The sequence below is a fragment of the Kitasatospora sp. NPDC029367 genome (assembly GCF_055569135.1).
Window position 1 is genome coordinate 275,712 of sequence record NZ_JBVHYH010000001.1, and the last position, 10,640, is coordinate 286,351.

10 protein-coding genes and 1 riboswitch are annotated in these 10,640 nt (G+C 71.3%); of the genes, 6 read left to right on the plus strand and 4 right to left on the minus strand.

The features are described 5' to 3' along the window. Positions 1 to 47 precede the first annotated feature (47 nt). Positions 48 to 704 carry a Pr6Pr family membrane protein gene (locus ACZ4W5_RS01290; RefSeq protein WP_465651949.1) on the plus strand — a complete coding sequence of 219 codons (657 nt, stop codon included), beginning with the start codon at positions 48 to 50 and terminating at the stop codon, positions 702 to 704. Between the two features lie 122 nt (positions 705 to 826). On the opposite strand, the gene ACZ4W5_RS01295 is transcribed toward ACZ4W5_RS01290, so the two are convergent. Further along, positions 827 to 1,591: an SDR family NAD(P)-dependent oxidoreductase gene (locus ACZ4W5_RS01295; RefSeq protein ID WP_465651951.1), complete on the minus strand. Its 765-nt coding sequence runs from the start codon at positions 1,589 to 1,591 to the stop codon at positions 827 to 829. Positions 1,592 to 1,728: 137 nt separating this feature from the next. On the opposite strand from ACZ4W5_RS01295, the gene ACZ4W5_RS01300 reads away from it, so the two are divergent. Both ACZ4W5_RS01300 and ACZ4W5_RS01305 read left to right on the plus strand, forming a co-directional pair. Next, entirely contained in the window at positions 1,729 to 2,355 is a 627-nt protein-coding gene (locus ACZ4W5_RS01300; protein WP_465651953.1) for a TetR/AcrR family transcriptional regulator, read from the plus strand. 261 nt (positions 2,356 to 2,616) lie between these two features. After that, complete coding sequence (locus ACZ4W5_RS01305; RefSeq protein ID WP_360229691.1) at positions 2,617 to 3,777, plus strand: alpha/beta hydrolase; 1,161 nt, start codon at positions 2,617 to 2,619, stop codon at positions 3,775 to 3,777. Between the two features lie 120 nt (positions 3,778 to 3,897). On the opposite strand, the gene ACZ4W5_RS01310 is transcribed toward ACZ4W5_RS01305, so the two are convergent. After that, on the minus strand, positions 3,898 to 4,233 hold the full coding sequence (locus tag ACZ4W5_RS01310) for a phenolic acid decarboxylase (RefSeq protein ID WP_360229689.1): 336 nt from the start codon (positions 4,231 to 4,233) through the stop codon (positions 3,898 to 3,900). Positions 4,234 to 4,639: 406 nt separating this feature from the next. Beyond that, a riboswitch (cyclic di-AMP (ydaO/yuaA leader) is annotated at positions 4,640 to 4,805 on the plus strand. Between ACZ4W5_RS01310 and ACZ4W5_RS01315 the strand changes: the two genes are divergently transcribed. Further along, positions 4,806 to 6,122, plus strand: a complete 1,317-nt coding sequence (locus ACZ4W5_RS01315; protein WP_465651955.1) for a glycoside hydrolase family 16 protein — start codon at positions 4,806 to 4,808, stop codon at positions 6,120 to 6,122. A gap of 174 nt (positions 6,123 to 6,296) precedes the next feature. Here the strand turns inward: ACZ4W5_RS01315 and ACZ4W5_RS01320 are convergent, their stop codons facing one another. Then, positions 6,297 to 6,941, minus strand: a complete 645-nt coding sequence (locus ACZ4W5_RS01320) for a hypothetical protein (RefSeq protein ID WP_465651957.1) — start codon at positions 6,939 to 6,941, stop codon at positions 6,297 to 6,299. 172 nt (positions 6,942 to 7,113) lie between these two features. Next, positions 7,114 to 7,911: an IclR family transcriptional regulator gene (locus ACZ4W5_RS01325; protein ID WP_465651959.1), complete on the minus strand. Its 798-nt coding sequence runs from the start codon at positions 7,909 to 7,911 to the stop codon at positions 7,114 to 7,116. Between the two features lie 201 nt (positions 7,912 to 8,112). Between ACZ4W5_RS01325 and aceB the strand changes: the two genes are divergently transcribed. Next, positions 8,113 to 9,765: a malate synthase A gene (gene aceB, locus ACZ4W5_RS01330; protein ID WP_465651960.1), complete on the plus strand. Its 1,653-nt coding sequence runs from the start codon at positions 8,113 to 8,115 to the stop codon at positions 9,763 to 9,765. Positions 9,766 to 9,927: 162 nt separating this feature from the next. Then, a complete protein-coding gene (locus ACZ4W5_RS01335) occupies positions 9,928 to 10,329 on the plus strand; it encodes an allophanate hydrolase-related protein (RefSeq protein ID WP_360229679.1) in 402 nt (133 codons plus the stop codon). Positions 10,330 to 10,640: the final 311 nt, after the last annotated feature.

Genomic DNA, 10,640 nt, shown 5'->3' on the forward strand with positions numbered 1-10,640 from the left:
CGAAGAGCTCCTGTCCGGACCACGCCCCAGAGAGGCGGTTCCCGACGATGAACTCGTGGCTCGCCCCCGCCCGGCTCGCCGTCGCGGCCTTCCTGGTCGTCGCACTCTGCTTCTCCGGCTACCACGCGGCGACGGACGGCTCCGGGGTGGTGAACTTCCTCAGCTACTTCACCAACCTCGCCAACCTCGCCGGAGCGGCCGTCCTCGGCTACGGCGGCTGGGCCGGGCTGACCGGCCGCCGGCCCGTACCGGACGCGGTGCGCGGCGCGGTGGTGCTCTACCTGGTGGTCACCGGGTTGGCGTACGGCACGCTGCTGGCGACGTACCCGGCGCCGCTGGTGATCCCTTGGGTGGACGACGTGGTCCACCGCGTGATGCCGCTGCTCGTGCTCGCCGACTGGCTGGTCGACCCGCCCGCCCGGCCCGTCCGGGCCCGGACGGTGCTCGGCTGGCTGGGGTTCCCGCTGGTCTACCTGACGTACGCGTTACTCCGCGGCCACGCGGTCGGCTGGTACCCGTACCCGTTCCTCGACCCCGCCCGGCACGGCGGCTACCGCCGGATCGCGGGGGCGTGCTTCCTGCTGGCGGTGGCGTTCCTGCTGCTCGGGGCCGCGCTCGCGGCGGTCGGCAACGCCCTGGCCGCCCACCGCGACGCCCGGCGGGGCGTGGCCTCGAACGGTCGGCACGCCCGGGCTACCGGCTGACCGCTACCAGCTGACTGCGACCGGAAGCCTGAGAAGCCTGAGAAGCCTGAGAAGGAGGACGCCGACAGGGCCCGTGCCCGATGGGGGAGGGCACGGGCCCCGCCGGTGACCGGACCGGGGGCTCACATGTGGGTGCCGCCGTCGATCCGGAGCTCGGTGCCGGTGACGAAGGCGCCGTCGTCGGAGGCCAGCATGGCGATCACGCCGGCCACCGTGTCCGGGCCCGCGAAGCCGTGGCCGAGGGCGGGGGAGAGCTTGGCCAGCAGGCCGAAATCGGCGTCGGCGGGCAGGCCCGGGTTGTTGGTCATGCCGCTGTCGATGCTGCCAGGTGCGACGCAGACCGCGCGCAGGCCCTGCTTCGAGTACTCCGAGGCGATCGCGTGGGTGAAGGACTGGATGCCGCCCTTGGTCGCGGCGTAGGCGGCCATGTAGGGGTGGGCGAAGCTCGCGGAGGTGGAGCTGAAGTTGACCACCACGCCCTTGCCGGTGGCGAGCAGCGCGGGGAGCGCCTCGCGGGTCATCAGGAAGGTGCCGGTCAGGTTCACGGCGAGGAGCTTGTTCCAGAACTCCAGGGTGGTCTCGTGGGTGTGCGAGGAGCGGAGGATGCCGGCGGCGTTGACCAGGACGTCCAGACCGCCCAGGCCCGCGACGGCCTCGGCGACGCCCGCCACCACGGCGGCCTCGTCCGAGATGTCCAGGACCTGGATCGTCAGGCGGTCGGCGGTGCCCTCGGCGGCCGCGCGGTCCAGGGTCTTCTTCAGGCCGTCCTCGTTGACGTCGACGGCGACGACCTTCCCGCCTTCGGCGAGGATCCGGTGCACGGTCGCCTGGCCGATGCCAGAGCCGCCGCCGGTGATCAGGACGTTCCGTCCGCTGAAGCGCTCCATGGTGGTCCTCCTTCGTTCGTGGTCTCTCGACCTCAAGAGACACGGTACGTCCATGTGTCACGTTGTGCCAACAAGGCTTGATGTGCCACTCGGGCGCGATGTGTCGTGACTGTGATCGCTTGCGTACGCTGACCCCTGTGACCGGACGCCCGACCCTGACCCAGCGCCGCCGTGACGCCACCCGGCTGGAGATCGCCCGCACCGCCGCCGCGCTCTTCGCCGAGCAGGGCGCCGAGGCGACCACCGCCGAGGAGATCGCCGCCGCCGCGGGCATCTCGCTGCGCACCTTCTACCGCTACTTCTCCGTCAAGGAGGACGCCGTCGCCCCGCTGCTGGCGGCCGGCGGGCAGCGCTGGATGGACCTGCTGGCCGAGAGCCCGGCGGACATACCGCTGCGCGAGGCGCTGGAGCGCTCGGCCGTCGAGTCGCTCACCCCGGCCGACGACGCGGCCGTCGAGGCGATGCACTGGACCCGCGACCTGCTGCGCGACCCGCGGCTGGACGGCACCTGGCAGCGGGTCCACGCCGGGTCGGAGGAGCGGCTGCGGGGTGTGCTGGCCGCCCGCTGTCCGGACGGCGTCGATCCGCTGGAGGTCCGGCTGGCCGCGGCCGCGGCCACGGCGGCTATCCGGGTGGCCCTGGAGCAGTGGGCGGGCTCCGACGCCGCTGTCACCGGCCCCGGCTCCCCGCAGGACCTCGGTGCCCGCTGCATGCGCGAACTCACGGTGGGGCTACGGCTGTGGGCTCAGCCGGCGGGGGAGTAGCGGGCCGGCGGCGAACGGGCGCGATCGAACGGGGGACAGCGAACAGATGACAGCAAACAACTTTCGAAATCTGTTATCTGTTATCTGTTATCTGAAAGTTGAACTCTGTCATCTGTTCGCGGCCTGCCCACAGCCCCCGATCAGCTTCCTCACAGCTCCCGCTAGGGTTGGTGCTCGCGCCCCGGTGGGGGAACCGGGGTGACCTCCTCGGATGTCCCTGAACGGAGGGGTGGGAGTTCGAGGCGTGGGAGCAACTGGAAAATGGGTCTGACGAGCCACAAGGTGCTGGCACTGGCCGTGCTGATGGCGGTCGTGATGATGGTCGGCACGGTCTGGCTCTGGCCCAGACTCGCCCGGAAGAGCTGGCAGGCGGTGCTCGGCCGGATCGGCGCGCTGCTCGCCACCCAGCTGGCGGTGCTCGCCGCGCTCGGGCTGGTGGCGAACAACTACTTCGCCTTCTACAGCAGTTGGGACGACCTGATGGGCACGGGCAGCACCGGCCCGGTCGTCATCCACAACAAGGCGGACGCCTCCGGCCGACTGCTGGTCGAGACCATAGGCCAGGCCTCGGTCAAGGGCGGCGGCGCCATGGGCCGGGAGCCCAGCCAGTCCGGCGAGATCCGCAAGGTCCGGATCGACGGCAAGGAGAGCCGGCTGTCGACCGAGGGCTACGTCTACCTTCCGCCCCAGTACTTCCAGCCCGAGTACGCGCAGAAGCAGTTCCCGGCCGTGATCGTCAGCACCGGCTTCCCAGGAATCGCCGAGAACCTGATCACCCGCTTCAACTACCCGGGCGCCGCGCTCAAGCTGCTGCAGGAGGGCCGGATGCAGCCGACCGTCATGGTCCTGATGCGCCCCTCGCCCGCGCTGCCGCAGGACACCGAGTGCGAGGACATTCCCGGCGGCGCCCAGTCCGACACGTACTTCACCAAGGACGTCCCGTCGGCGATCCAGGCCAGCTACCGGGTCTCGACCGACCCGCAGGCCTGGGCCTTCATGGGCAACTCCACCGGTGGCTACTGCGCGCTCAAGCTGGCCATGCGCCACCCGGACGTCTTCCCGACCGCCGTGTCCCTCTCCGGGTACTACGAGGCGGCCGACGACCCGACCACCGGCGACCTCTTCGGCGGCAGCAAGCAGCGCCGCAACGAGGCCGACCTGATGTGGCGGTTGAAGAACCTGCCGCAGCCGAACGTCTCCGTGCTGCTGGCCGGCACCAAGAAGGGCGACGGCAACTACAAGCAGGACACCGAGGCGTTCATCGACGCCGCGAAGAGCCCGATGAAGGTCTCCTACAGCATGCTCGAGAACGGCGGCCACAACTTCGAGACCTGGAGCGCCCTGCTGCCGTCCTCACTGGAGTGGCTGTCCCAGCACCTCAAGGTCCCGAACCAGCCGGGCCACCCGGGCCAGACCGTCTGACGGCGCCGCCCGCGGAACGCGCAGGACACGCAGAACACACGGAACAGGGCAGAACACACACGGAACACACCGCCCCCCGGAAGCCGCGGCTCCCGGGGGGGCGGTCCGTTTCGGCGCCGGTCAGGCGACCCGCTCCAGCGTTCCGGTGTGCAACTGGCCGACCCGGCCGCCCTCGCCCTCGAAGGTCCAGAAGGCCCGTACGGTCAGCGCGTTGAGGTCCATCACGTGGCTGACGGTGATCCCGCTCTGTTCCGTCCAGCTGACGAAGTAGATCTCCGGTGCGACCTCGGCGACGTGCAGCCGCACGTCCTCCCACTGGCCCGCCGACTCACCGAGGCCCTCCCAGCGCAGCCGGGTGCCGTCGGCCGAGTAGGAGTTGCGGAAGGCCGCGCCGTTGTCGGCCCGGAAGACGTAGGTGCGGCCGGCGAAGGCGGGCAGGGGCGCGGGCGCGGTCATGGTGGGGCGGAACCTCTTCTCCGGAACGGGGGACGGGTCGTACGGCTCTGGTCGGTGCTCTTGTGCACCGTGGAAAATCCCAGGGCTCCAATTTATCCGACCGGGCGGATACGGGTGGCTCCACGCCACGGCTGTCACGGTGGCGGTCACGGTACAGTCCGCCACCGTCGTACCGCGTACCGTGTGCGGCCGGCATCCCGGGCGGGCCGGACGGGGGGACCGGGCGGCGTCGACTCCGGTGATCAACTCGGCCACCACGCAGCGTCGTTGATCGACACCACTGTGAGCTGTGCGACAACCGGCTTGATCAGGTTGTCCGTCCACGGACGGCCTGCCTAGCCTGCAGTCGTCGTCCGCCGTCGCGGACCCCGCCGCCGGGACGCCGAGTCCCGTCCACCCGCCGGCGAGTACCCGAGCACCACAGCGGACGGGAGCGGGGGAACCAAGGTCAGCGCCCGGCCCGTACGCACCAGCGTGCGGGTCGCGGCTAGGGGTGAAGCCGCTCCACAGGCGGCCGGGCAACTGCAGCCCGAATCCGACAGCTCACCTCGCAGGCGTCGCAGAGGATCCCCATGCACCAGCCTGCCCGGCGCCGTCGCGCGCCCCGCCACGCCCGTCCGTCCCACCGCGGCCGCAACGCCGCCCTCGCCACGACCGGGGCGCTCGCCATCACCGGCGCCGGCCTGCTCGGCCTGCCGTCCGTCTCCGGCGCCCAGGCCGCCACCGGCCCGACCGTCACCCAGGACCGGCTCGCCCCCGCCACCATGGTCGCCGGCAAGGCCGGCACCGCCTCGCTGGCCCTGCACTCCTCGTCCTGCTTCACCGCCAAGACCGTCGGCGTCGGCGTCCGTGACGCGCGCGGCACCAACCTGGACTTCCCGGGCAACGCGAGCAACGTGCAGATCTGCCCCGGCGGATTCAACTACACCAGCGCCGCCCGCACCCTGGCCGCCGGGACGTACACCCAGTTCGGCTTCTGGCAGGACCTCGGCGGCGCGTGGCACAACCTGCCCTCGCAGCAGCTGGTGGTCTCGGCCACGGGTACGCCCACGCCGGCCCCGTCCCCGACGGCGACCCCCACCGCGACCCCCACGGCGACCCCCACCGCGAAGCCGACCGCGACCCCCACCGCGACCCCGACCCCGACCAGCACCCCGACCGCCACGGCCACCCCGACGACCTCGGCGCCGTCCTCCCCGATCGCGGGCAAGTCGCTGACCTGGTCCGACGAGTTCAACGGCCCGATCAACTGGGGCCAGCGCTGGGTCGGTGACAAGAGCACCTCGTACAAGTACGGGAACCACAACCCGGACGACAACAAGCTCGACTGGCTGAACAAGAACAACGTCACCGTCGGGAACGGCGTCGCCACGTTCACCGCCGCCCCGGGCGGCCCCACCCTGGAGAACGGCAAGCAGTCCTGGAACACCGGCTTCCTGACCACCGAGGGCTCCGCCGAGGGCTTCCAGGTCAAGACCGGCGACTACGCCGAGACCCGGGTCAAGCTGCCCGCCGGCACCGGCGCCTGGCCCGCCCTGTGGACCTGGAAGAACGGCAACGGGGAGATCGACTCCTTCGAGTACCACCCCGACAACCCGAACCTGCTGGAGCTGACCAACCACGTCAACCCCGGCAACCCCGACTACTACACCGATGCGAGCGCCGTCGCCGCCGACCAGTGGGTGACCATCGGCACCTACTACGGCGCCAACTCGGTGGACTGGTACGTCAACGGCGTCAAGGTGTTCTCGGACGGCAAGGGTGTCGGGGCCAACTTCTCGGCGTACCTGATCCTCAACCTCTCGGTGAGCGCCGGCAAGTACCACCCGGCGCCGCAGGGGAACGCCCCGATCACCATGGCCGCCGACTACGTCCGCGTCTACCGGTGACCGCGTCTGCCGGTGACCACGTCTGCCGGTGACCACGTCTACCGGTAACCACCTGTACCGGTGACCACGTGTACCGGTGACCACGTGTACCGGTAACCACGAGCCCGCCCCACCGGTCACCGGGATCCGGCAGCCGCTCGCCGGCGGCCGGTGACCGGTGGGGCGATCCGGCCGTCAGCCCTCGGTCGTCTCGACGACCCGGATGTCGAACGGCTCCCGGTGGCGGATGCCCCCCGGGTCGTCCGCGCTGCGCACCTCGACCGAGCCGCCCGCCAGGACCCCGGGCGGCAGATCGGGGGAGAGCAGGACCGGGACGAGGGCGGTCGCGCTGCGTCCCTCCTTCAGCCCGGGGCCGAAGACGCAGCGCACCTGCCTGCCGCGTGCGACGACCTCACAGTCCGTGGGGTAGAACGGGGGGTCCGCGGTCACCCCGTTCGGGAGGGTGACCGTCACCGTGAACGGGGACGCGGTGGTGTCCGGGCCCGCGTTGGCGACGAAGGCGTGGATGGTGGTGGTGCCGCCGGGCGACGCCGGGTCCGGGTCGATCCGGACCACCTCCAGGTGCGATGTGGACGGCTTGGCGACCACGGCCGGCAGTGTGGACGCCTCGGGCGCACCCGGCGCGACGACCCCCAGGTCCGGGCGTGGCACCGGGTGCCGCACCGCCCAGGACGGGCCGGCGGCCAGTGCGGCTGCCGCGCAGCCCGCCGTCACCGCCGCGCCCCATCCGATCCGGCCGCCCCATCCGGCCCGGCCGACCCGTCCGATCCGGCCGAATCCCGTGCGCCCCGCGCCGCCCCGTGCTCCGTGCTGTGCCACGCCGTTCACCCTGTTCCCGTGCTCCGGCGGCCCGCGCCGTCGCGGGCCGCGTCCGCCCCAGGGTGTCCGAGCCGCCGACGCGGCGGCGCCGCAACTCGCCCACCGCCACTCGAACGGCGGGGCGCCGTCACCGGCCCGATCGCTCTTGTCGAGGACGCCTGTTGACTGATCGTCAGGGTGCCAGGACCTGCCCGAGCCGGGCCGCGATCTGGTGCATCACCGGTACCAGTGCGGACGCTCCCGCCTGTTCCTCCAGTGCCCGGATCCGGGCCTCCGGGCCGGACACCGAGAGCGCGGTGGGCGTGGGGGCGCCCGGGACGGCGAGGGCGATGCAGCGGACGCCGATCTCCTGCTCCTGGTCGTCGACCACGTACCCGCGCTCGCGTGCCTCGGCGAGCTGGTCCATCAGCGCCTGCGGGTCGGTGAGGGTGTACTCGGTGTGCGCGGGCAGCGGGTTGGGGCCCAGGACCGCACGCGCCTCGTCCTCGGGGAGCTGGGCGAGCAGCGCCTTGCCGACGCCGGTGCAGTGCGGCTGCACCCGTCGGCCGACCTCGGTGAACATCCGCATCGAGCGCCGCGACTGCACCTGTCCGACGTACACCACCTCGCCGCCCTCCAGCACCGCCAGGTTGGCGGTCTCGCCGGTGGCCTCCATGAGCTCGGCCAGGTACGGGCGGGCCCAGCTGCCGAGCAGTCGGCCGGCCGTCTCGCCGAGCCGGATCAGCCGGGGGCCGAGGGTGTAGCGCCGGGCGGTGTCCTGGCGGACATAGCCCTGCTGGGCGAGGGTACGAACCAGTCGGTGGATGGTCGGCATCGGGAGGCCGGAGCTGGTGGAGAGCTCGCTGAGGGTGGCCACGCCACTCGAGTCGGCCAGCGCCTCCAGGAGTTGGAAGGCGCGCTCGACGGACTGCACGCCGCCGCTCGCGCGGTCGGCGCCTGTCGTCGATGCTGTGTCGGGGGTCGCAACCACCGGCGTTCCCTTCGCTGTCGGGGAGGAGTAGAGTCCCGGCGACCTCTTCAACAAACCGTTGAAATTCTGTATCGCGGAAACTAGTCTCCACCTTACAGAATCGAATCCGCCGACAGGCGGGTAACGATCGAGGAAGTACCCGAGGAAGTTCCCACCGGAGCTCCCTTCGCCAGGCTCAACCGTCTTAGGAGTGTCCTGCTCATGGCTGCAGATCAGGGGCCCGTCGGCGCCTCCCCCGCCGCTCCGGTCGTCACTGTCGCCGGACCGCGCGTCCATCGGGCCGAGGAGGTGCTCACCCCGGAGGCGGTCGCCTTCGTCGTGGGCCTCCATCGCGCCTTCGAGGGTCGTCGACAGGAGCTCCTGGCGAGGCGGAAGAGCCGACGGGCCGAGATCGCCCGCACCGGCACGCTGGACTTCCTCCCCGAGACCGCCGAGGTCCGGGCCGGCGACTGGAAGGTCGCCGAGGCGCCGCGCGCCCTCCGGGACCGCCGGGTCGAGATCACCGGGCCCACCGACCGCAAGATGGTCATCAACGCGCTCAACTCCGGGGCGAGGATCTGGCTCGCCGACTTCGAGGACGCCACCTCCCCGACCTGGGAGAACGTGGTCAGTGGGCAGGTCAACCTGATCGACGCCTTCGAGGGCCGGATCGACTTCACCAGCTCGGCCGGCAAGGCCTACACTCTCAAGCCCGCCGCCGAACTCGCCACGGTCGTGGTTCGCCCGCGCGGCTGGCACCTGGACGAGAACCACCTGCTGGTCGACGGCGTCCCGGTGGCCGGCGCGTTCGTCGACTTCGGCCTGTACTTCTTCCACAACGCCGCCCGGCTCATCGCCAAGGGCGCCGAGGACCCCAACTCCGGCCCGTACTTCTACCTGCCGAAGACCGAGAGCCACCTCGAGGCCCGGCTCTGGAACGACGTGTTCACCCACGCCCAGGCCGAGTTGGGCATCCCGTACGGCACCGTCCGGGCCACCGTGCTGATCGAGACCATCACCGCGGCCTTCGAGATGGACGAGATCCTGTACGAGCTGCGCGACCACGCGGCCGGCCTCAACGCCGGACGCTGGGACTACCTCTTCTCGATCGTCAAGAACTTCCGCGACGCCGGCGAGCACTACATCCTGCCGGACCGCAACAGCGTCACCATGGCCTCGCCGTTCATGGCCGCCTACACCCGGCTGCTGGTGCAGACCTGCCACAGGCGCGGCGCCCACGCGATCGGCGGCATGGCCGCGTTCATCCCCAGCCGCAGGGACCCGGAGGTCAACGCCGCCGCGCTGGAGAAGGTCAAGGCGGACAAGGATCGCGAGGCCGGCAACGGCTTCGACGGTTCCTGGGTCGCCCACCCGGACCTCGTCCCGGTCGCCCGGGCCTCCTTCGACGCGGTGCTCGGCGAGCGGCCCAACCAGAAGGACAACCCGGGCCCCGCCGAGCCGGTCACCGCCGCCGAACTGCTCGACATCGCCGGCGCCGGAGGCACCTGCACCCGGGCCGGGCTGCACAACGCCGTCCAGGTCGGCGTCCGCTACATCGAGGCCTGGCTGCGCGGGCTCGGCGCGGTCGGCATCTTCAACATGATGGAGGACGCCGCCACCGCCGAGATCTCGCGCTCGCAGATCTGGCAGTGGATTCACAACGGGGTCGTGCTGTCCGACACCGGCGAGAAGGCCACCGCCGAGCTGGTCCGCACCCTGGTCGCCACCGAACTGGCCGAGCTCCGCGCCGAGTTCGGCGACGAGACCTACCGGGCAGGCCGCTGGCGCGAGGCCGCCCAGCTCTTCGAACAGGTCGCCCTGGCCGAGGAGTTCGCGGACTTCCTGACCCTCCCCGCGCTTCCCCTGCTGGGCTGAGTACCAATCTATCCGTCGGCGCCACCGCTGCCGCCTGCCGGGTCGTAGCCGTTCCGCCGCCCTTTGCTCCGTTCCGTACGGCGACGAATCCACCTGTCCTCTCGTCGCCGTGCGGAACGGTCTTTTTCTTTGTACGGCCTTTCCCTTCTGAGGAGTTCACCGATGGCACGCATCTTCTTCAACGGCCAGGCGATGGTCGGCGGACCGTTCCACGACAAGGTCGCCGACGCCCTGATCGGCCCGGCCCGGACCGCCCCCGGCTACCGCTTCTTCTCCATCGACCACAGCGGCGGGACGGACGTCTGCCCGGGGCTGCTGGCCGACCCGTCCGTCGACACCGCGATCGAGGGCGAGCTGTACGAGATCAGCCTGGAGCGCCTGCGGGACGTCATCCTGCCCGGCGAGCCCAGGGAGTTGGAGCTCGGCGTGATCGAGCTGGAGGACGGCTCCGCATGCTTCTCGATGCTGCTCGCCCGCGGCGAGGTCGAGCGCGGGGTGCACCGCGAGATCACCCATCACGGCGGCTGGCGGGCCTACCTGGCGACGCTGGGGCGCACGGCCTGAGGGGCGGGCGGCCGACGGCGGCGGGACGGATGACAGCGAACAGGTAACAGGTAACAGATAACAGAAGACAGATAACAGCGAACGGATAACAGATGATGAAAGTTGTCATCTGTCATCCGTTCGCTGCTATCTGTTCGCCGCTCCGCCCCGAGCTCCCCACTCCCCGCCCCCGCCCCCGCCCCCGCCCCAAGCTCCCCGCCCCCGGGCACGCCGCGGGGGGGGGGACTGCCCATGGGTGTTGGGGGGAGGGGTGTGGCGCACGATGGGGGTGGGGAGGCGGGGTGGGGAAGAACCCCCCCGGGAGTGTCTGA

Excerpts from the sequence above, each read along its gene's own strand:
- ACZ4W5_RS01315 (WP_465651955.1), top strand. The coding sequence starts at position 4,806 with ATGCACCAGCCTGCCCGGCGCCGTCGCGCGCCCCGCCACGCCCGTCCG.
- ACZ4W5_RS01310 (WP_360229689.1), bottom strand. The coding sequence starts at position 4,233 with ATGACCGCGCCCGCGCCCCTGCCCGCCTTCGCCGGCCGCACCTACGTC.
- aceB (WP_465651960.1), top strand. The coding sequence starts at position 8,113 with ATGGCTGCAGATCAGGGGCCCGTCGGCGCCTCCCCCGCCGCTCCGGTC.
- ACZ4W5_RS01295 (WP_465651951.1), bottom strand. The coding sequence starts at position 1,591 with ATGGAGCGCTTCAGCGGACGGAACGTCCTGATCACCGGCGGCGGCTCT.
- ACZ4W5_RS01290 (WP_465651949.1), top strand. The coding sequence starts at position 48 with ATGAACTCGTGGCTCGCCCCCGCCCGGCTCGCCGTCGCGGCCTTCCTG.
- ACZ4W5_RS01305 (WP_360229691.1), top strand. The coding sequence starts at position 2,617 with ATGGGTCTGACGAGCCACAAGGTGCTGGCACTGGCCGTGCTGATGGCG.
- ACZ4W5_RS01335 (WP_360229679.1), top strand. The coding sequence starts at position 9,928 with ATGGCACGCATCTTCTTCAACGGCCAGGCGATGGTCGGCGGACCGTTC.